This window comes from Lentzea sp. NPDC042327 (assembly GCF_040647275.1).
In the GTDB taxonomy this organism is placed as follows: Bacteria; Actinomycetota; Actinomycetes; order Mycobacteriales; family Pseudonocardiaceae; genus Lentzea.
Genome location: NZ_JBEZBX010000014.1, coordinates 177,651 through 196,798, shown reverse-complemented (window position 1 = coordinate 196,798; position 19,148 = coordinate 177,651). Strand labels below are relative to the sequence as shown.

Sequence of the window (19,148 nt, the reverse complement as noted above, 5' to 3'; positions counted from 1 at the left end):
CCCTGTCATCCGTTCTCGGCGAATTCCTTCGCGTGCCGGAGGGTCGTGAGGCTGTTGGTGCCCAGCGCGTGGCGGATCAGCTCGCGGGCGCGCTCGATCGTCCCGTCCGCTCCCAGCACCTCGGGAACCACCTCGGGCCGGATGACGACCGTGTGGTGCGAGGTCGCCTCGATCCCGGCCTCGACACCGTCGCCGATGTCGCGGAACGTCCACCGGCCGACGTGCGCCGCCATGATCGGCGGCGTGTGCGTCTGCTTGTAGACGATGCCGTCGTACGGGGTGCAGACCCGCACCGAGTGCGTGGTGTGGATCGACCCGTCCGGGCTGCGCGTGTCCATCTCCATGGACTGCACACCGGTGACGGCCTCCGTGAGGTCCAGCCGGGCGACGTGCGGCAGGCGCTGCGGCCACAGGTCCGACCGGTACAGGAACTCGTAGACGTCCTTGCGGCTCGCGTGGATCGTGATGCTGTCGGAGAACGACAGCACCAGCTTGTCGTAGTCGTCGCCGTACTCGGCCGCCCGCTTGAGGGCGGCGAGCTCGGCGTCGCTGTTGTTGTTGACGGCGGTCAGGATGACGTCGACCGCCTCGGGCTGCGCCGCGGTGAAGTGGTGGAGCAGATCGACCCGGGTCGCCGAGTCGGCGATCGGGACGATCCGCCACTCCCCACCCATCGTCTTCACCGGTGCGGCAGAGCGCTCCTGCTGGAACTCGATGCGCAGGTTCGCCGGGTCCAGCTCACGGCGGGACGTCCACGTGCGCACGTCACCGTTGGCGAAAGCGTGCAACCGCAACCGCTCGGTCGAGCCGTCCCGTTCGAACACCTCGGCGTGCACCGTGGGTCCGAAGATGTACGGCCAGGTCGTCACGTCCGCGACCAGGTCGTACACCACCTTGGCGGGAGCCCCGATCATGACCGTGTGCGTGGTGGTGTGCGTCATGTCCGTCTCCGTATCCGAGTCGCCGGCGTCAGGCCGCGATCTGCCCGTTGACCTTGTCCAGCAGCTGACGCGGTGTCTCCAGGTACGCCATCTCGTCGTCGGCGATGGCGACCCCGTGCTTGCGCTTGATCAGCGCGACCGTCTCCAGCAGGGCGAGCGAGTCGAAGCCCAGCTCGAGGAACGGGATGTCGAGAATGTCCTGGCCCTGCTTGAACGAGTCGTCGTCGCCCGCGGCCTCGTTGAGGATCTCCTTGAGGCCCTCGATGCTCAGTGCGCTCACGGCTAGCTTCCTTTCCTCCAGCGGGCGGTTTCCGCGCGCCCACCAGTGAGGTTGCCAGCGCGCGGCTGTGCACCGCTGGAGATGCCCTCGAAGAAGTTGTTGCCGCACAACGAAAAACGGCCCCCGTCACAGGGTGACGGGGGCCGCTGGAACGACACTCAGGCCAGAAGTCGTTGCAACTGACGGGTTTCCGCGCTGTCCAACCGCGGGTCGGACGTGAGGATGGCGTGCTGCAGCCCCTGCAGCCGGGACGAGGGCTCGACGCCGAGCTCCTCGATCAGGGTGTTGCGCAGCGCCTTGAACGCGTCCAGCGCCTGCCACTGCCGGCCGGCCCGGAACAGCGAGATCATGTACTGCGCGCACAGGTTCTCGTTCATCGGGTTCTGCACGGTCAGCACGGACAGCTCGCTCAGCAGCGACTTGTGCCTGCCCAGCCGCAGCTCGGCGTCGATGCGCGCCTCGAGCACGCCCAGGCGGGCCTCCTCCAGCCGCACGACCTCGATGCTCAGCGGCATGCCGGGGCGCACGTCGACGACGGCCGGGCCGCGCCACATCTCCAGCGCCTGGCGCAGCAGCCGGGACGCGGAGGCGAAGTCCTCGACCTCGCTCGCCTGCTGGCCGGCGCGGGCCAGGCGTTCGAACTCGTGCACGTCGACGGCCTCCTCCGGCACGTCGAGCAGGTAGCCGCCGTACCGGGTGACCAGCACCTCCTTCGCGGCGTTCGCACCGTCGGCGGAGAGTGCGTCGCCGATGAGCTTGCGCAGCTGCAGGACGTAGGTCTGCAGGGTGGTGCGCGCACTGCGCGGCGGCCGGTCGCCCCAGAGCTCCTCGATGAGGGTCGGGACGGACACGACCTGCCCGGAGTGCAGCGCGAGCAGCGCCAGGACCTGCCGCGGCTTGGCCGCGGTGGGCGTCACCGAGCGACCGTTCACCTTGGCCTCGACGGGCCCCAGGACCTTGATCTGCATCGCGACCCCTCCTTCGGTTCCGAGCACACCGTTAGTCTGCTCGGCCCAACGCGCGGGCGTTAGTGCGGAGGTCCCCGATCTCAGATGAGTTCGACCCGTGACGGGTATGAAAACTTCATACCGCTGCGCATTAGCCGGTAACTACCGACCCATTACCGCAGGTCCGCATGATTACCCACATCAGCCGACTCGCAAACATCGGAGATGCAGATGTCCGCCACCGCCACCGTGGAGCACCTGGCTTCCGTCAGTCCCGCCACCGACGACTCCGACGACATGAAGATCTACCAGTTCGACCGTGAGGCCTCGATGGACATCATCATCTGGAGCTGCTGCAGCAGCGGCACCTGCGTCGTCGGCAGCCAGTACACGGCCTACGACGAGGTCCTCGCGGCATGAGACACGAGCTGGCCGAACCGGGCGACGAGAAGATCGGTTTCAAACGACACCTCCAGCCGCAGATCGTGCGCGGTGAGGCGGTGTACCTGATCGGCGAGTCAGGGGTGACCGCTGTTGCGGGGACCCACGTCGAAACGCTCGCCCACCTCCTCGACGGCACCCGCGACCTCGCGGGCCTGTTGCGCGACGTCCCCGCCGAACTGACCGCCGACAAGGTGGCGCGCATGCTCGAGCGCCTCACCGCCGCCGGCCTGATCAGCAGGCGGGGCGGCCAGGACGGTTCGGCCGGCACCGAGGCCGCGCTCGCCTACTGGGACGCGGCGGGCCTCGACCCGTGTGACGCGGTGGCGGCGACGACGACGTCGCTCGTCTCCGTGGTCGCGGTCGGCGACATCGACCACGAGCCGCTCGAACGGGCGTTGCAGCGCAACGGACTCGCGATCACCCCGGGCGGTGGTGACCTGACCGTCGTCGTCTGCGCGGACTACCTGGCACCGGAGCTGCGCGAGATCGACGCGGCCCACCGCGCCGCGGGCATCCCGTGGCTGCTGGTCAAACCGGTCGGCGCGCAGGTGTGCGTGGGCCCGTTCTTCACCCCCGGCGACGGGCCGTGCTGGCGCTGCCTGGCCGTGCGGCTGTCGGCCAACCGCAAGGCGGAGGCCCACATCCGGGCCCGCTGCGGGCAGACCGGTCCCGCGCCGCGCCCGGCCATCGGGCTGCCGTCGCTCGTGCACATGGCGCTGGAGACCGCCGCGGTCGAGGCCACCAAGTGGCTCGCCGGCCTGCGGCCACCCGAGCAGCGGTCCATCTGGAGCTACGACAGCCTGACCATGAAGGTCACCCAGCACGAGGTGCGGGCCCGCCCGCAGTGCCAGGGCTGCGGTGACCCCGGGATCGTCGCCCGCAGGACGTTCGAGCCGGTCGAGCTGTTCAGCCGCGTGAAGCGCTCCTGCGACGGTGGCGGCCACCGGTCGTCGTCGCCGCAGGAGGTGCTCGACACCTACCGGCACCTGGTCGGCCCGGTCACCGGGATCATCAAGGAGATCCGGCGCAACGAGACGGGGCCCGCGTTCTTCAACTCCTACCAGTCCGGCACGAACATCGCCGCGGCCGGCGAGGGCCTTGAGGGCCTGCGGTCGGCGTTGCGCGCGGACAGCGGCGGCAAGGGCGTGACGCCGCTCGACGCCGAGGTCGGCGCGCTGTGCGAGGCAGTGGAACGCCGCAGCGGCGCGTACTTCGGCGAGGAGGCCGCGGTCCGCGGCAGCTACCGCTCGCTCGGCACCGCCGCGCTGCACCCCGACGCGGTGCAGCTCTACCACCCCCGCCAGTACGCGACCCGGCAGGAGTGGAACGCGGACCACTCGTCGTTCCAGCACGTCACCACCCCGTTCGACGAGGACGAGGTGATGGACTGGACGCCGCTGTGGTCGCTCACCGGTCAGCGCCACAGGTTCCTGCCCACCGGCCTGCTCTACTTCGGCGCCCCCTGTCCGCCGAGTGTCACGTCCAACTCCAACGGCTGCGCCGCGGGCAGCAGCGTGGAGGACGCGGTGCTGCAAGGCCTGCTGGAACTCGTGGAACGCGACGCCGTGTCGATCTGGTGGTACAACCGCACGCCGGTGCCGGGCATGGACCTGGACGCGTTCGGCGACCCGTGGATCGACGAGCTGCGCGCGGTGCACGCGGGCCTGGGCCGTGAGGTGTGGCTGCTCGACGTCACCTCCGACCTCGGCGTGCCCACCATGGTCGCGGTGTCCCGCCGCACGAGCGGGCCGCGCGAGGACATCATGTTCGGCTGCGGCGCGCACCTGGACCCGCGGCTGGCCGCGCGCCGGGCGCTCACCGAGCTCAACCAGTGCATGCCGATGGTGTGCGACCCGGTCGACATGTGCCGGTTCGACGTCGACATGCGGCGCTGGTTCGAGACCGCGCGCCTGGCCGAGCAGCCCTACCTGGCACCGGACCCGGACGTACCGGCCCGCGCACCGCGGTTCCACACCTACGTCCACCGGCCGGACCTGCTCGACGACATCCGGGCGATCCAGGACGTGCTGGAGGCGAAGGGCATGGAGCTGCTCGTGCTCGACCAGACCCGTCCCGACGTGGGACTCCCGGTGGTGCGGGTGGTCGTGCCGGGACTGCGGCACTTCTGGTCGAGGTTCGCTCAAGGGCGGCTCTACGACGTACCTGTACAACTGGGACGACTGGCCCGGCCCAGGAGTTACGACGAGCTCAACCCGATTCCCTTGTTCATGTGAGCACCTTGCAGAGCGGAGGCGCCGTGGTGACCACGCAGTCGCACGTCCCGTCCGGGCGCCCGCTGTGGTCGCTGCTGGAGGACGCCTTCGTGGACGAGGGGAGCGAGACGCTGACCGTGCACGGCCGGTGGGGCGCCATCGAGCTCGCGGACACCAGTCCGCTGGTGCGCGAGGCGCTGCACCGGATGAGCCTCGGACCGGTCGCGCTGGAGAACATCTCGGCGCTGCACGACAACTTCGTGCGCTGGAAGACCGGTTCGGGGCCGTGCCTGATCTGGCGCAAGCTCAAGAGCACGCTGGACCAGCTGGGCGGCTGCGTCGTGCCGTCGCTCGGGCTGAACGACGGTGCCGGCCCGATCCTGTCCGTCGTGGCGGTGACCGGTGACGCGGTGTTCACGCTCCCGCACCTCGGTGAGCGCGCGGTCGTGGGCGTGCGGCCGGGCACCGAGATCGAACGGCTGAACGGCGACCAGGCCCTGGCGTGCCCCGGTCAGCCCTACCAGGTGATCCTGCACAGCGCGCCGGCCACCGAGATCACGAAGGCCCTGCTCGCCGCCGACAGCACCGTCGTGGAGGTCGCGGAGGCGCTGCAGGTCGACGCGGAGCTGGTCGCCGACGTCGTCGCCTACCTGGCCGGTGCGGGGCTCGTGGTCGCGACAGAGGGCTGAACGGGTCATGTTGCTCCGATCGGCGAGCCGGAACCCGGGACCCGCACAGGTCTCGCCCGTATCATGGCCGCGTCCCGAACCTCGTGTGGGAGCCGCTGTGACGCAACGACTGGAACGCTCATCGGTGTCCCGTCGTCTGGCGTACGTCGTCATCAGCGTGGTCTTCGCCAACTACCTGGGCAACGCGTTCATCTCCGTCCTGCAGACCGGTGTGGAGCCGGCGTGGACCGCGGGTGCGCTCGCCTGCCTGCTCGCCATCGGGTTCCTGCAGCTGCGGGTGTTCTCCCGGCCGAGCGCGAACCTGCGTTCCGGCAAGGCCTACCTGGCGCTCGGGGCGATGGCGGCGCTGGTGTACGCGCCGATGCCGTTGCTGCACTCCGCCTGGGCCGGCATGCCGGGGTTCTTCGCGGGCAGTGCGCTGCTGGTGCTGCCCGGCCGGGTGCGCTGGGTCGTCTTCGGCGTGGTCGCGCTCAGCAACGGCGCGATCCAGGCCGCCTACGTCGACAGCCCGTCCTCGCTGGCCTACTACGTGCTGTCACCGCTGGTCGCGGGCCTCGTCGTGTACGGCCTGTCACGGCTCCCGTCGCTGGTCAAGCAGCTGGAGACGGTCCGGTCCGAGCTCGCGGAACTCGCCGTGTCGCAGGAGCGGCTGCGGTTCGCTCGCGACCTGCACGACCTGCTCGGGTTCAGCCTGTCGGCGATCACGCTGAAGGTGGAGCTGGCGCGCAGGCTGATCGGTGAGCAGACCGAACGGGCGTTGCGCGAGCTGGCCGAGGTGCTGGGCATCGCCCGCGAGGCGTTGACGGACGTTCGTGCGGTGGCGTCGAGCTACCGCGAGCTGTCGCTGGCCGACGAGATCGAGTCGGCGCGGTCCGTGCTCACCGCGGCGGGCGTCGCGACGACCATCGAGACCGACCTCGCCGAGCTGTCCCCGCGCTCCCGGACCGTGCTCGCCACGGTGCTGCGCGAGGGCGTGACGAACCTGCTGCGGCACAGCGAGGCCACCCGCTGCACCATCACCGTCTCCGGGACGGGGCCGGTGGTGTCGATCGACATCGTCAACGACGGCGCCCCCGCCGAGGTGGGCACCGACCGCGGCAGCGGCCTGGCGAACCTCGCCACCCGCGCCACGGCGATCGGCGGGTCGCTGCGCGCCGAGGTGGACGCCGGCACCCACCGGTTGCACGCCGAGGTGCCGGCCGAGCCGCGGCCGGAGGAACCGTCGCGGACCCGCAGGTTCGCCGGAACGCCGATGGCGACCCGGTTCGCGCAGGTGCTGTTCACGGCGGTGGTGGTCGGCTACGGCCTGATGTCGCTCGCGCAGGTGGCGTTCGACCTGCCGCGCATCGGGCTGCCGGGCATGGCGGCCGAGGTGCTCGGCACCGCGGGCGTGGTCGGGCTGGTCGTGGCGGTCGTGGGCCGTCCGCACAAGCGGCTGAACCTCGTGAGCACCGTCGCCGTGCTCGCCGGCCTGGCCGTCTGCGTGTACGTGCCGGTGCTGCTGTACGGGAACGCGCTGATGAGCGTGCCGGGCTTCCTCGCGGGGTCGGCCGCGCTGCTGCTCCCCCGCCCGTACGGCTGGGCGGCGTTCCTCGCGGTCGTCGGCGGCCAGTACTTCGTCTACACCGCGACCGGGTTCACCGGTGCCTGGGTGGCGTACGGCATCATCGCCGCGACGAACCACGGGCTGGTGCTCTACGCGTTGACCCGGCTGCGGTCGATGGTGACCGAGCTGCACGAGGCGCGCGAGGAGCTGGCCACGGCGGCGGTCGCCCAGGAACGGCTGCGGTTCGCACGCGACCTGCACGACCTGCTCGGCTACAGCCTCTCCGCGATCACGCTGAAGAGCGAGCTCACGCACCGGCTGGTCACCCTCGACCCCGGCCGGGCCCGGCAGGAGCTCTCCGAGGTGCTGGAGATCTCCCGGCAGGCGCTCGCGGACGTGCGGTCGGTGGCGCTGAGCTACCGCGAGCTGTCGTTCGACGAGGAGACCCAGTCGGCGCAGGCGCTGCTGACCGCGGCCGACATCGCGGTCACCGTGCGGATCGACGCGTGCGACAAGCTGCCCAAGGACGTGAAGGTGACGCTCGCGACCGTGCTGCGCGAGGGCGTGACGAACCTGCTGCGGCACAGCAAGGCCGAGCACTGCGAGATCGTGCTGTCGAGCTCGCCGGAGCTGGTGCGGATGGACATCGTCAACGACGGCATCCCGGAGACGGCGTGCAGGTCGCGGGACGGCAGCGGCATCGGCAACCTCACCACCCGCGTCCGCGCGCTCGGCGGTGACCTGCACGCGGGCCTGCTGCCCGACCAGAAGTTCCGGTTGCGCGCGGAGATCCCGCTGCCGGTCAGCTGAGGCGGCCCGCCGCTCGGTCTCCCGTCGTTCGGCACCTGATCACCTCGGCCACCGCGGCCGCACCGGAACAAGTGGACATGCGATCGGCGGGTGACCTGCGTGCAGGTCACCCGCCGAGGACAGCGCGTCTACCGGGAGCTCACCGGGGTCCGGCTGCCGGTCACAGCATCTCCAGGACCGCGCAGCCCCAGCTGTAGCCGGCGCCCACGCCGAACATGACGATCCGCTGACCGGACGTCGCCTTGCCGCTCCGCACCAGGTGGTCGAGGCTCGCGAACTGATCACCGGCGCCGAGGTGCCCGACCGTGCGGCTCCACTCCCACGTGGTGCGCTCCGGTTCGAGGTCGTAGGGGCGCAGGTAGTTCACGTCGAGCCGGCGGCGGCCGAAGTGCGGCAGGATCACCCAGTCGGCGTCGCCGAGCTTCATGTCGGCGTCGGCGAGCGCCTCCTCCACGACCCTGGCCTGACCGGCGTTGGCCTTGTTGATGCCGTAGGACAGGCCGAACTCGCGGCTGAACGTGTGCTTGGCCTCCTCGAAGTCCACCGGGATGCGGTGCGAGAACGGCGCCAGCCCGAACGGCACGTCGCCGCGGTGCAGCGGTTCGAGGTCGGAGTCGGCGTTGATGGCCAGCGAGAGCACCTGCGCGAACCCGCCCCTGCTGGTCAGCACGATCGCGGAAGCGCCGTCGCCGTACGGGGTGCCCGGGTCGGTGCGCCACCGGTCGATGCCGGGCAGGCAGAAGCGGTCCGACGTGGTCAGCAGGGCGTCGCGGCCCGGTCGTGCCGCCAGGTAGGACACCGCGAGGTCCAGCGCGGCCATGCCGCCGTTGGACATCTGCCGGATCTCCAGCGCCAGGCAGGAGTTCCTGACCGTCTCGCGCTGGATGTAGGAGCCGACGGGCCACAGGTCCTGGCCCTGGTGGTAGGTGGTGGCGTGCAGGATGAGGTCGATGTCGGCCGGTCCCGACCGGCCCCGTTCCAGCGCGACCTGGGCGGCGGCGACCGCCATCTCGGCCGCCGACTCGGTCGGGGACACGGCCACCGACTCGACGTCCGTGCGCGCGACGAGCTTCGGCTCGCACTCCCCCGACGCGATCGCGTCCGCGACCGACAGCGTCGCGGGCAGGCGCACCCCGCTGCCACTGACGAAGATGTCCTTCACTCGCACCGCGGTCAGACCTCCTTCAGCGCGCGGGCGACCCGCACGACGCGTTCTGCCTGCACCCCGGCCGCCCGCAACGTCACGTCGCAGACCGGCCGGTTGTCCGCACCCAGCACGTGGGACGTGCCGTAGGGGTTGAAGTCGCCACCGGGCGGCACGATGATCCCGCCGAAGTGGCAGACCATGTTGTAGATCGACACCAGCGTGGTCTCCATGCCGCCGTGGGTGCTGCCGCCCGAGGTGAACGCGCTGTAGACCTTGTTCGCGAGCAGGCCGCTGAACCACGCGGGCCCGAGGGTGTCGATGAACTGCTTGAGCTGCGCCGAGACGTTGCCGAAGCGGGTGGGCGTGCCGAGGATGACGGCGTCGGCCCACAGCACGTCGTCGACGGCCGCGATCGGCACGTCGGCGGTGTCGAGCAGGTGCGCCTTCCAGGCGGGCCTCGACTCGACGACCGTGGCGGGCGCCAGCTCCGCCGCGCGCACCAGCCGCACCTCAGCGCCGTGCTTCTCCGCCGTCTCGACCATCTCCGTGGCCAGCCGGTGGATCGTTCCCGTCGAGGAGTAGTACACGACTGTCACGTTGACGCTGCGTTCCATGGCGCATCCCTTCGCAAGGCAGCTGTCCTCACCCTTGCCGGGTGGCCTTGATGTGGCGTGGAGCGCGACATGAACGCCGGGGGATATGGTGTCGCGCGGAGGGGCGCGATGATCAGGGTTCTGCTCGCGGAGGACATGCACATGGTGCGCGGTGCTCTCATCGCGCTGCTCAACCTCGAACCGGACATCGAGGTCGTGGCCGAGGTGAGCTCCGGCGACAAGATCGTGCCGGCGGTGCGGCAGCACGGCCCGGACGTCTGCGTGATCGACATCGACCTGCCGATCCTCGACGGGCTGAGTGCCGCGGCGACGATCCGCGAGTCGATGCCACAGGTCAGGACGTTGATGCTGACCTCGCTCGGCCGGCCGGGGACGTTGCGGCGGGCGTTGGCGGCCAGGGTGGACGGTTTCCTGCTGAAGGACGCGCCGCCCGGTGAGCTCGCCGACGCGATCCGCCGCGTCGCCGCGGGGGAACGGGTCGTGGACAGCCAGCTGGCACTGGCCGCGTGGGACCGCGGCGAGTGCCCGCTCACCGACCGCGAGCTGGAGGTGCTGCGGCTCGCGGCCAACGGTGCCGACGCGCCGGACATCGCGACCGCGCTGTCGTTGTCGGTCGGCACGGTGCGCAACTACCTGACGACGACCATGACCAAGCTCAACGCCCGCAACCGGGTGGACGCCATCCGCATCGCCGACGACGCCGGCTGGCTGTGACGGGTCCGCGGACGGCACGGCTCACGCCGCCCGCTGCAGGCTGCCGCGCAGGTCGAACCCGGGCCGCGCGACGATCTCGGGGGTGAGGGTGTTGCCGCCCTCGAGGACCCTGCGGGCCATGATGAAGTCGATCGGCTTGTTGTAGGCCTCGACACCGACCAGCTTGTCGCCGCGGAAGCAGAACACCGAGAACCGGCCCTCCGCGGGGTCGCCGACGGTGACCGCGCGGTCGTGGCCCTCGGTGAGGCCCGCGATCTGCAGCTTCACGTCGTACTGGTCGCTCCAGAACCACGGCAGCGCGGTGTAGGGCTCGGCGCTGCCCAGGATCGCCCCGGCCACGCAGGTGGCCTGGTCGGTGGCGTTCTGCACGGACTCCAGGCGGGTGAGCCCGCCGGTGAGCGTGCTGGCGAACCGGGCGCAGTCACCGACGGCGTGCACGCGCTGGTCGACGGTGCGCAGGTGCGCGTCGACCACGATGCCGTTGTCGGTGGCGAGCCCGGAGCGCTGCGCGACCTCGGTGTTGGGCAGGACGCCGATGCCGGCGACGACCAGGTCGGCCACCAGCACCGTGCCGTCGGTCAGCTCGACGAGGCCCTCCCGGACGGCGGCGACGCCCCGGCCGGTCAGGACCTGCACGCCCTCCGACCGGTGCCGGTTGACGAGCTGCCGCGCGGTCTCCGGTGTGACGGCGCGCTGCATCACCTGCGGCTGGGTCTCGACGACGGTCACCTCGTGGCGCAGCTTGCGCACCACGGCGGCGAGCTCGAGGCCGATGAACCCGCCGCCGATGACGACGACGTCGAGCCCGACCTGCCCGTCGAGCCGCTGCCGGAGCACGTCCGCGTCGGCGACCGAGCGCAGGTTCAGCACGTGCTCGGCGCCGGGGATCGGCAACGGCCGCGGTCGCGCCCCCGTGGCGAACACCAGGTGGTCGTAGCCGATGGTGCGCGCACAGCCCAGCACCGCGACCCGTGCGGACCGGTCGACGCCCAGCACCCGCTCGCCGGTGACGAGCTTGATGCCGTGGTCCTCGTAGTAGGAGTCCTGCCGCAGCACCAGCCCGGCGAGGTCGGTCTCCCCCGCCAGGTAGGCCTTCGTGAGAGGGGGCCGCTGGTAGGGCTTCTGGGCTTCGTCACCGATGAGGGTGATGGGGCCGCGGTGCCCCTGCTCGCGCAGGGACACCGCGACCTGGCAGCCCGCCTGCCCGGCCCCGACGACGACTACCGACTCGCCGCGCATGTCAGTAGTTGCCCAGCCCGCCGCAGACGTTGAGCGCCTGCGCGGTGATCGAGGACGCGGTGTCCGTCGTCAGGTACGTCACGAGACCGGCGACCTCTTCCGGCGTGCTGTACCGACCCAGCGGGATCTTGGCGTTGAACTTCTCGAGGACCTCGTCCTCGCTGACACCCCAGTGGTTGGCGTAGCCCTGGCGGACCCGGCCGGCCATCGGCGTCTCGACGTAGCCGGGGCACACCGCGTTGACGGTGATGCCGGACTTGGCGAGCTCGATGCCGACGGCCTTGGTGAAGCCGACGACGCCGTGCTTGGAGGCCGAGTAGGGCGCGGCGAACACGACGCCCTGCTTGCCGCCGGTGGAGGCGATGTTGATGATCCGGCCCCAGCTCTGCTCCACCATCTTGCCGGTGCTGAGCACCTCCTTGGTGAAGCGGAAGACGCCGTTGAGGTTGGTGTCGATGACGTCCAGCCACAGGTCCTCGTCGAGCTCGGCGGTGATGCCACCGCCGCCGCGGCCCGCGTTGTTGACGAGGATCTCGACCGGGCCGAACGTGTCGACGGCCTTCCGCACCGCGCTGCGGATGTCCTCTGTGGACGTCACGTCGGCGGCGGCGCCGTCGGCCTCGCAGCCCTCTTCCCTGAGCTGCTTCACCGTGGTGGTGACGTTCTCGGCGGTGCGGGCCACGACGAACACCGCGTGCCCCTGCTGACCGAGGCTGCGCGCGACCTCGAGGCCGATCCCACTGGTGGCGCCCGTGACCAGGGCGACCCGTCGCTTGCTCATGCTCTTCTCTCCCTCGGGGTTGCTGCTCGGCCTCAGAGTTGTTTCTCGGGCATGTGCACGACGAGCCCGTCCTGCTCCTCGGTCACCGGGAGCTGGCAGCTCAACCGGCTGTTCTCCCTGCGCTCGCAGGCCGTGAAGTAGAGGAGCTCGTCCTCGACCTGGTGCATCGGCGCCAACGGCTTGGTGTTCTCCGGGTCGACGTACACGTGGCACGTGCCGCAGGAGGCGCCGCCGCCGCACTGGGCGACGATCCCCTTGACACCGTTGAGAACCGCGCCGCGCATCACGGTGTCTTCCTGGGCAACGTCGACGACGGTCTCGACGCCGTCGTGCGCTACGTAAGTGATCTTTGGCATGGCAGTTCTCCCACGGATCTGCGGCTCGCCGGACGTGCTCCACCTTGGGCGGTCGCGCTGTGCGCCCGGTGGAGGTCACCTTGAACGCTCCTGCTCCGCTGGCGTTCAAGGACCTGTTGCGACGCTGGGGTGTCGGCGCACACCCACACGCGGAGGTTCCACCGTGCCCCTCAGGGAGTTCTACGACCAGCAGGTGAACTGGTCACCGCCGTTCGAGGACGGCCTTGAACGCGCGACGGTCGTCGTGCCACGCGACTACTCCGACCCCGACGGCCCCAGGCTGACCATCGCGCTCGCCCGGCTGAAGGCCACCGACCCGGCGCGGCGGCGTGGCGTGCTGCTCGCGGTCAACGGTGGTCCCGGCGGCGACGGTGGTGACGGGCTGGGGCTGATCAAGCACTTCGGGGCGCGCCTCAGGTCCGCCTACGACCTCATCGGGTTCGACCCGCGCGGGTACGGCGAGTCGACCAAGCTCTACAGCGAGGTCACGATCCCCAAGGCGCCGTTCGACAGCCGGCCGCCGGACTCGCTGTTCGAGCAGCTGGCCGAGGACATGCGGCTGCGCGAGCTCGGCTGCCAGAAGGCGGGCGGGGAGCTGCGGCCGCACATCACGACCCGCAACACCGCCCGCGACATGGACCTGGTCCGGGTCGTGCTGGGCGAGGAGAAGATCTCGTTCGTCGGCTACGCGTACGGCACGTACGTCGGTGCGGTGTACGGGACGATGTTCCCCGAGCACCTCGACCGCACGGTGCTCGACTCGTGCATCAACCCGCAGTGGACCTGGCGCCAGCAGTTCGTCACGCAGGCGGAGGCGGTCTACCGCAACGTCGAGCTGTGGGCGGAGTGGACAGCGGAGCGCGACGGGCACTTCCACCTCGGCACGAACGCCGCGGACGTCATCGCCGAGGTCGAGAAGGTCGTGGCGGCGCTCGACGAGCAGGGCCAGGTGCACCTCAGGACGCTGCTCGACGGCGCGGTCGGCACCAGGGCCACGGACCGGGCGCAGTGGGACTCGCTGGGCTACCTCATCGGCGACCTGAACACCGCGCTCGGCGACGGCAACCTCGACAAGGCGAAGACGCTGATCGTCGGGCAGGGCACGTGGCGGCCGCAGGACTCCGAGGGCGACCTGCGGGTCGGGGTGCTGGAGGCCATCACGCTGGAGACGTACTGGCCGCAGGACCTGGAGGTCTACTACGCCGACGTCCGCAAGCACCGGGCCACGCACCCGTACGGCTACGGGGTCCTGCGGGCGCAGCCGTGGGTCGGTGCGTTCCGGACGTTCGAGAGTCTCGAACCGCCGACGGAGCTCGCGCAGCCCGGTTACCCCAAGGGCCTGGTGGTGCAGGCCGACGGCGACCCGATGGACCGCGTGGAGGGCGGCGTCGAGCTCGCCGCGCTGCTGGACCACCCGCTGGTCGTCATCGAGGACTCCGGTGACCACGAGGTGTACGCGCTGGCGGGCAACGAGGTCCTCGACGCCCTGGTCGACGACTACCTCGTCGACGGCGTGCTCCCGCGGAGCAAGCACACCCGGATCCCGGGACACGTGCGGCGCCCGGACATCCCGAAGGACTGAGCAACGCGAAAGGGGCCCCGCTCTTCGTGAGCGGGGCCCCTTTGCGCGTGCGGTCAGTCCTCCGCGGGCAGGTCCCACGTGACCGGCAGCTCCCAGAGGCCGTAGATCACGGCGCCCTCCTTGCGGGGGATCTCCAGGAACGGCTTCGCCAGGCGCAGCGACGGGATGCGCTGGAACAGCGTCGTCCACACCAGCTGCATCTCCAGCCGCGCGAGGTCGGCGCCGATGCAGTGGTGCAGGCCGTGGCCGAACCCGAGGTGCTTGCGGGTGCCGCGCTCCAGGATCAGCTTCTCCGGCTCCGGGAAGACCTCCGGGTCGCGGTTGCCGTTGAGGCCCAGGCACAGGATGCCGTCGCCGGCCTTGATGGTCTTGCCGGCGATCTCGATGTCCTCCAGCGCGACGCGCGGGATGGCGGTGTCACCGATGGTCGCGATGCGCACCAGCTCCTCGACGGCCGGCTCGATCATGCCCTCGGGGTCGTCGAGCAGCTTCTGCAGCTCCTCCGGGTGCTCCAGCAGCGCCGCGGTGCCCAGCGACAGCATCGAGGCCGTGGTCTCGTGGCCGCCGTTCATCAGCAGGCGGATCATGTTGAACAGGTCGCGGCGCGTGTACTCCTCGCCGGAGGCCGCGTACTCGGCCATCGCCCTGGACAGCAGGTCCTCGCCGGGCTCCTGCTCCTTCAACGTGATCAGCTTGTCGACGTAGGCGTTCACCTCGACGATCGCCGCCTGGCGCTGCTCGGGTGTCGAGTGCCCGCCCAGCAGGCAGGTGCCGTGCTCGATGAAGAAGTCGTGCTCGTCCTGCGGGATGCCGAGCAGCTCGCAGATGACCGTCATCGGCACGGCGAGCGAGAACTCGCGGTGGAAGTCGATGGGCGGCGTCATCGTGAGGATCTTGTCGATGTACTCGTCGACGATCTCCTGGATGCGCCCGCGCAGCCGCTTCACCTGGCGGTTGGTGAACGTCACCGCCGCCTTGCGCCGGGTCTTGGTGTGCTCGGGGTTGTCGTAGCCGATGAACGACGTCTCGGTGCGGAACTCCGGCGGCGCGATGAAGTAGAACGGGAAGTTGTCGTGCTTGCGGGAGGCGCTGATCCGCGGGTCGGTCAGGAGCTGCTTGATCGTGTGGTAGCCGCTGATCGTCCAGATCCGCAGGCCGGACCCGGTCAGCGTGACCTCGACGACGTCCTCCTCCGCCATCTGCGCGTACTGCGCGGGCGGGGTGAACGGGCACTGGCGCTTGTACGGGAACGTGTCCACACCGGGCTCGGTGGCGCTGCTGGTCATCTTTCGGTTCCTCCTGGTTCGGGTTGGCTCACGCCAGGTCAGCGCCGCCATCGAGCGTGATGATCTGACCGGTCACCCACGAGCTCGCCGGCTCGGCGAAGCGGGTGATCCACGGGACGACGTCGTCGACCTCACCGGTGCGCCCCAGCGGGGTCTGCGAGGCCTGGAAGCCGAAGTAGCCCTCGACCTCCTCGGGGCTCAGGCCGTTGGCCGCGTAGACCTCGGTGCGCACGGCGGCGGGCGCGACCGCGTTGACGCGGATGCCCTGCGGGGCGAGCTCGAGCGCCCAGCTGCGCACCAGGCTGTCCACGGCGGCCTTGCTGGCGCCGTACACGCCGCCGCCGGGCACGGCGATGTGGCCCGCGTTGCTCGAGACGAACACGATGCTGCCGCCGGGCGAGGTCAGCTGCGGCAGCAGCTTGGCGGTCAGCACCAGCGGGCCGACCAGGTTGGTCTCCAGCACGTCGCGGGCTGTGCCGAGGTCGAAACCGGCGACCGGGGTGAACCGGAAGATCCCGGCGTTGTGCACGAGCACGTCGACCTTGCCGCCACCGAGCTTCACGGCGTCGACGACCTTCTGCGCGCCCTCCTCGGTGGTCACGTCGGCGACCACGGCGGTGATGGCCGGGTGCAGCGCGACGACCTCGGTGAGCCGGTTCTCGCGGCGGCCGGTGATGATCACGTTCGCGGCGCCGAGGTCGGCGAACGCCAGCGCCGCCGCGCGGCCGATGCCGGTTCCCCCACCCGTCACGACGACCTGCTGTCCGGCAAATGGTGCGTCCGACATGACGCCTCCAGCTTCTTTCTCTCCTGTAAGAGCAGTCGCCGCCAACCCTGCTCGGTGTTCCTTGAGTCCAGGTCCAGCAGTGACGGAAACCCTGTGGGGCATGGACATCACGGGACGATGGCGCGCACGGGTCGGCCGGCCGGGTGGCGATGCGGTCAGCGAGCTCGATTTCGCGGACGACGGCACGGCCACGCTCCTGGGCGGTGGCACGGGGTCCGGCACCTGGACGGCGACCGGGCCCGGCACGTTCTCCTACCGGATCACCGAGGAGATGGCCGAACCGCCCGGCACCGTCGAGATCGCCCAGGACGCCGTGCTGAGCGGTGACGCGTTCGTCAGCACCGGGATCACGACAGTGCGCCGTGCGGATGGCAGCACCATCCGCACGGCGCACGTCAGGATCACCGCGATCAGGAGAACCTGACCGTCACGTTCCCGGTGTAGGCGCCGGAGAGCAGCGACAGCAACGCCTGCGGCGCCGCCTTGACCCCGCCCTCGACGATCGTGTGCGGGAAGACGAACTTCCCCTCCTGCAACCACTGTCCGAAGTGGACCACCCAGTCCTGGATCTGCTCCGGCAGGTGGTAGCAGGCGAACGGGCGGATCTCCAGGTGCTTCGTGATGGCCGTCATCAGGTCGAGCCGCGGGTGCTCGGCCGAGCCACCGGCCTGGTTGGCCAGCGCACCGCACAGCGCGAACCGGGCGTGCGGGCGGGCGGCCTGGACCGCCGCCTCGAACTGCTCGCCGCCGACGTTGTCGAAGAACACGCTGATGCCGTCCGGTGCCAGCTCGCGCAGCCGGTCGGCCACCGGGCCGTCCTTGTAGTTGAACGCGGCGTCGAAGCCCAGCTCGTTCACCAGCCAGTCGACCTTGGCCTGCGAGCCGGCCGAGCCGATCACCCTGGCACCGCGGGCCTTCGCGATCTGCCCGGCGAGCGACCCGACACCGCCGGCGGCGCCGGTGACGAACACGACGTCGCCCTCACCGGCCTGCGCGATGGTCGCCATGCCGTAGTAGGCGGTGGGGCCCTGCGACAGGAAGTACACCGGTGACGGCACGTGGTGCGGGTTCTGCTTGATGAACTGCTGCGCGGGCCCGGACCAGTACTCCTGCCACGGCCCGAACGACTGCACCAGGTCGCCGACCGCGAGGTCGGGGCTGTTCGACTTCACCACGGTGCCCACGCCACCGGCGCCGGCGGGCTCGCCGACCTTCCACGGCGGCACGCCGGGGATCTGGCAGTCGGCCCGCATGAACTCCTTGAAGGCGGCCGCCACCGACACGTAGCCGACGCGCACCAGCACCTCACCGTCGCCGATCTCGGGGACGGCCACCTCGACGAGGTCGAAGTGCTCGGGGGTCAGGTCGTCCTCGACGTGCTTGGCGAGCCTGACCTCCCACTGCTTCTCGGGGATGCTCATGACTCTCCTTGGTTCTCCAGCCCCCACGTGACGGGGAAGGTGACGAGTGAGTGGTTGATCTCGCCCTGGTGCCACTTCAGGTCCTCGTACGGCACGGCGAGCCGCAGGTCGGGGAAGCGGCGGGTCAGGCCCTCGATGGCGATCGCCATCTCCATGCGCCCCAGCTGCTTGCCGAGGCAGTAGTGCACGCCGTGCCCGAACGCGATGTGCGGGTTGGTGGCGCGGTCGATGTCGAGCACGTCGGGGTTCTCGAAGACCGCGGCGTCCCGGTTCGCCGACGACAGCACGAAGAACACCGCGTCGCCCTTCGCGATCCTCTGCCCGCCGAGCTCCAGGTCCTCCGCCGCGATGCGGTGGAACCCGGTGGTGTCGGTGGCGAAGAGGTTGACGTGCCGCAGCAGCTCCTCGACGGCCGCCGGGATCAGCGACGGGTCGGCGACCAGGCGCCGCCAGGTGTCCGGGTGGTCGTGCAGCAGCGCCAGCACCGAGTTGGAGATCTGGTTGGCTGCCGTGTCGAAGCCGGCGCCGATCAGCGTGAACGCGAACGTCACCAGCTCCTGCTCGCTGAGCTTGTCGTCGTCGTCCCGCGCGGAGATCAGGTCGGACAGCATGTCCTGGCCGGGCTTCTCGCGCTTCTGCGCGATGAGGCCCATGACGTACCCGGCGAGCCGCCCGAACGCCCGCATCGGCGCCTCCGGGTCGTTCTCGTCGAACGTCGCGAACGCCCGCGCGTCGGTCTCGAAGATCTTCAGGTCCTCGGTGGGCACGCCGAGCAGGTCACCGATGACGGTGAGCGGCAACGGGACGCAGAGCTTCTCCACGAGGTCGACCGGCCCGCCGTCGAGCTCGACGGCGTCCAGCAGCTCGTCGCACACCTTCTGCACGCCCGCGCGCATCGCCTCGACCTTGCGGACGGTGAACGCGCCCATCACGAGCTTGCGCAGCCGGGAGTGCTCGGACCCGTCCAGCGAGATGATCATCTCGGGGGTGGTGGTCATGGCGCCGCCGACCTGGGGAGCACCCTCGGCGCACGTCAACGCGCGGCTCAGCCTGGGGTCGGCGAGCCCGGCGCGGACGTCGGAGTAGCCGGTGACCACCCAGGTCGGCGTGCCGGTGTTGGTGCGCACCTTGGCAACGGGGCACGTGGCGCGCAGCTCGTCGTACTTCGGGTCCGGGCCGCGGTAGGAGGAACCGCTGAACGGGAACTCCTCGTCCAGTTCAAGGGGCAGCACGGGACACCTCCGGGAAATTTCGGCCTGGCCTCGCGCCGAACCCTGCTCCGCGCACCTCGAAGGCGGCTCGAAACCCGGATGTCGACCGGGGTTCGAGGTTTCGTCCCTACCTTCGCGCC

The 19,148-nt window shown here is 70.5% G+C and carries 19 protein-coding genes; 7 read left to right on the top strand and 12 right to left on the bottom strand.

Annotation, left to right across the window (positions count from 1 at the left end; genetic code table 11):
* Positions 1 to 5 precede the first annotated feature (5 nt).
* The 3 genes from AB0A63_RS30975 to AB0A63_RS30965 all read right to left on the bottom strand — a co-directional run bounded on the left by AB0A63_RS30975 (position 6) and on the right by AB0A63_RS30965 (position 2,189).
* A complete protein-coding gene (locus AB0A63_RS30975) occupies positions 6 to 941 on the bottom strand; it encodes an aromatase/cyclase (RefSeq protein ID WP_360397365.1) in 936 nt (311 codons plus the stop codon).
* A gap of 28 nt (positions 942 to 969) precedes the next feature.
* The gene (locus AB0A63_RS30970) at positions 970 to 1,221 is read right to left on the bottom strand and encodes an acyl carrier protein (RefSeq protein WP_360397363.1); all 252 of its coding nucleotides are present in this window, start codon (positions 1,219 to 1,221) and stop codon (positions 970 to 972) included.
* Positions 1,222 to 1,379: 158 nt separating this feature from the next.
* Positions 1,380 to 2,189, bottom strand: a complete 810-nt coding sequence (locus tag AB0A63_RS30965) for an AfsR/SARP family transcriptional regulator (RefSeq protein ID WP_360397361.1) — start codon at positions 2,187 to 2,189, stop codon at positions 1,380 to 1,382.
* Between the two features lie 210 nt (positions 2,190 to 2,399).
* Here AB0A63_RS30965 and AB0A63_RS30960 point away from each other — a divergent pair, with 210 nt between their 5' ends.
* The 4 genes from AB0A63_RS30960 to AB0A63_RS30945 all read left to right on the top strand — a co-directional run bounded on the left by AB0A63_RS30960 (position 2,400) and on the right by AB0A63_RS30945 (position 7,870).
* On the top strand, positions 2,400 to 2,588 hold the full coding sequence (locus AB0A63_RS30960; protein WP_360397359.1) for a hypothetical protein: 189 nt from the start codon (positions 2,400 to 2,402) through the stop codon (positions 2,586 to 2,588).
* Positions 2,585 to 4,846: a TOMM precursor leader peptide-binding protein gene (locus tag AB0A63_RS30955; RefSeq protein WP_360397357.1), complete on the top strand. Its 2,262-nt coding sequence runs from the start codon at positions 2,585 to 2,587 to the stop codon at positions 4,844 to 4,846. The genes AB0A63_RS30960 and AB0A63_RS30955 overlap by 4 nt, the downstream gene beginning before the upstream one ends.
* Complete coding sequence (locus AB0A63_RS30950; protein WP_360397355.1) at positions 4,843 to 5,514, top strand: hypothetical protein; 672 nt, start codon at positions 4,843 to 4,845, stop codon at positions 5,512 to 5,514. The genes AB0A63_RS30955 and AB0A63_RS30950 overlap by 4 nt, the downstream gene beginning before the upstream one ends.
* A gap of 97 nt (positions 5,515 to 5,611) precedes the next feature.
* Positions 5,612 to 7,870, top strand: coding sequence for a histidine kinase (locus AB0A63_RS30945; RefSeq protein WP_360397353.1), 2,259 nt, complete (start codon positions 5,612 to 5,614; stop codon positions 7,868 to 7,870).
* A gap of 160 nt (positions 7,871 to 8,030) precedes the next feature.
* On the opposite strand, the gene AB0A63_RS30940 is transcribed toward AB0A63_RS30945, so the two are convergent.
* Positions 8,031 to 9,038 carry a ketoacyl-ACP synthase III family protein gene (locus tag AB0A63_RS30940; protein ID WP_360397351.1) on the bottom strand — a complete coding sequence of 336 codons (1,008 nt, stop codon included), beginning with the start codon at positions 9,036 to 9,038 and terminating at the stop codon, positions 8,031 to 8,033.
* A 5-nt stretch (positions 9,039 to 9,043) separates the two neighbouring features.
* Positions 9,044 to 9,631: an NAD(P)H-dependent oxidoreductase gene (locus AB0A63_RS30935; RefSeq protein ID WP_360397349.1), complete on the bottom strand. Its 588-nt coding sequence runs from the start codon at positions 9,629 to 9,631 to the stop codon at positions 9,044 to 9,046.
* Between the two features lie 108 nt (positions 9,632 to 9,739).
* On the opposite strand from AB0A63_RS30935, the gene AB0A63_RS30930 reads away from it, so the two are divergent.
* A complete protein-coding gene (locus tag AB0A63_RS30930; RefSeq protein ID WP_360397347.1) occupies positions 9,740 to 10,345 on the top strand; it encodes a response regulator transcription factor in 606 nt (201 codons plus the stop codon).
* Positions 10,346 to 10,366: 21 nt separating this feature from the next.
* On the opposite strand, the gene AB0A63_RS30925 is transcribed toward AB0A63_RS30930, so the two are convergent.
* From AB0A63_RS30925 to AB0A63_RS30915, 3 genes are read right to left on the bottom strand one after another with little or no spacing between them, the layout of a single operon-like run.
* Positions 10,367 to 11,584 carry an FAD-dependent oxidoreductase gene (locus AB0A63_RS30925; protein ID WP_360397345.1) on the bottom strand — a complete coding sequence of 406 codons (1,218 nt, stop codon included), beginning with the start codon at positions 11,582 to 11,584 and terminating at the stop codon, positions 10,367 to 10,369.
* Position 11,585: 1 nt separating this feature from the next.
* Positions 11,586 to 12,365, bottom strand: a complete 780-nt coding sequence (locus AB0A63_RS30920) for an SDR family NAD(P)-dependent oxidoreductase (protein WP_360397343.1) — start codon at positions 12,363 to 12,365, stop codon at positions 11,586 to 11,588.
* 32 nt (positions 12,366 to 12,397) lie between these two features.
* On the bottom strand, positions 12,398 to 12,721 hold the full coding sequence (locus AB0A63_RS30915; protein ID WP_360397341.1) for a 2Fe-2S iron-sulfur cluster-binding protein: 324 nt from the start codon (positions 12,719 to 12,721) through the stop codon (positions 12,398 to 12,400).
* Positions 12,722 to 12,884: 163 nt separating this feature from the next.
* On the opposite strand from AB0A63_RS30915, the gene AB0A63_RS30910 reads away from it, so the two are divergent.
* Positions 12,885 to 14,303 (top strand): alpha/beta fold hydrolase, encoded by a 1,419-nt coding sequence (locus AB0A63_RS30910; protein ID WP_360397339.1) that lies wholly within the window; start codon positions 12,885 to 12,887, stop codon positions 14,301 to 14,303.
* Between the two features lie 53 nt (positions 14,304 to 14,356).
* On the opposite strand, the gene AB0A63_RS30905 is transcribed toward AB0A63_RS30910, so the two are convergent.
* Both AB0A63_RS30905 and AB0A63_RS30900 read right to left on the bottom strand, forming a co-directional pair.
* Complete coding sequence (locus AB0A63_RS30905; RefSeq protein ID WP_360397337.1) at positions 14,357 to 15,589, bottom strand: cytochrome P450; 1,233 nt, start codon at positions 15,587 to 15,589, stop codon at positions 14,357 to 14,359.
* Positions 15,590 to 15,617: 28 nt separating this feature from the next.
* On the bottom strand, positions 15,618 to 16,376 hold the full coding sequence (locus AB0A63_RS30900; RefSeq protein WP_360397335.1) for an SDR family oxidoreductase: 759 nt from the start codon (positions 16,374 to 16,376) through the stop codon (positions 15,618 to 15,620).
* 79 nt (positions 16,377 to 16,455) lie between these two features.
* Here AB0A63_RS30900 and AB0A63_RS30895 point away from each other — a divergent pair, with 79 nt between their 5' ends.
* Complete coding sequence (locus tag AB0A63_RS30895; RefSeq protein WP_360397333.1) at positions 16,456 to 16,800, top strand: hypothetical protein; 345 nt, start codon at positions 16,456 to 16,458, stop codon at positions 16,798 to 16,800.
* Here AB0A63_RS30895 and AB0A63_RS30890 read toward each other — a convergent pair.
* Together AB0A63_RS30890 and AB0A63_RS30885 are read right to left on the bottom strand one after the other, a co-directional pair.
* On the bottom strand, positions 16,787 to 17,797 hold the full coding sequence (locus AB0A63_RS30890; RefSeq protein ID WP_360397331.1) for an NADP-dependent oxidoreductase: 1,011 nt from the start codon (positions 17,795 to 17,797) through the stop codon (positions 16,787 to 16,789). The two genes, AB0A63_RS30895 and AB0A63_RS30890, sit on opposite strands and share 14 nt — an antisense overlap.
* Positions 17,794 to 19,029, bottom strand: a complete 1,236-nt coding sequence (locus tag AB0A63_RS30885; RefSeq protein WP_360397329.1) for a cytochrome P450 — start codon at positions 19,027 to 19,029, stop codon at positions 17,794 to 17,796. Before AB0A63_RS30885 ends, AB0A63_RS30890 begins: the two co-directional genes overlap by 4 nt.
* Between the last annotated feature and the right edge of the window lie 119 nt (positions 19,030 to 19,148).

Bases quoted from the DNA above. Each gene is read 5' to 3' on its own strand.
- AB0A63_RS30915 (WP_360397341.1), bottom strand. From the start codon at position 12,721: ATGCCAAAGATCACTTACGTAGCGCACGACGGCGTCGAGACCGTCGTC.
- AB0A63_RS30935 (WP_360397349.1), bottom strand. From the start codon at position 9,631: ATGGAACGCAGCGTCAACGTGACAGTCGTGTACTACTCCTCGACGGGA.
- AB0A63_RS30930 (WP_360397347.1), top strand. From the start codon at position 9,740: ATGATCAGGGTTCTGCTCGCGGAGGACATGCACATGGTGCGCGGTGCT.
- AB0A63_RS30920 (WP_360397343.1), bottom strand. From the start codon at position 12,365: ATGAGCAAGCGACGGGTCGCCCTGGTCACGGGCGCCACCAGTGGGATC.
- AB0A63_RS30890 (WP_360397331.1), bottom strand. From the start codon at position 17,797: ATGAGCATCCCCGAGAAGCAGTGGGAGGTCAGGCTCGCCAAGCACGTC.
- AB0A63_RS30955 (WP_360397357.1), top strand. From the start codon at position 2,585: ATGAGACACGAGCTGGCCGAACCGGGCGACGAGAAGATCGGTTTCAAA.
- AB0A63_RS30900 (WP_360397335.1), bottom strand. From the start codon at position 16,376: ATGTCGGACGCACCATTTGCCGGACAGCAGGTCGTCGTGACGGGTGGG.
- AB0A63_RS30975 (WP_360397365.1), bottom strand. From the start codon at position 941: ATGACGCACACCACCACGCACACGGTCATGATCGGGGCTCCCGCCAAG.
- AB0A63_RS30905 (WP_360397337.1), bottom strand. From the start codon at position 15,589: ATGACCAGCAGCGCCACCGAGCCCGGTGTGGACACGTTCCCGTACAAG.
- AB0A63_RS30965 (WP_360397361.1), bottom strand. From the start codon at position 2,189: ATGCAGATCAAGGTCCTGGGGCCCGTCGAGGCCAAGGTGAACGGTCGC.
- AB0A63_RS30960 (WP_360397359.1), top strand. From the start codon at position 2,400: ATGTCCGCCACCGCCACCGTGGAGCACCTGGCTTCCGTCAGTCCCGCC.
- AB0A63_RS30925 (WP_360397345.1), bottom strand. From the start codon at position 11,584: ATGCGCGGCGAGTCGGTAGTCGTCGTCGGGGCCGGGCAGGCGGGCTGC.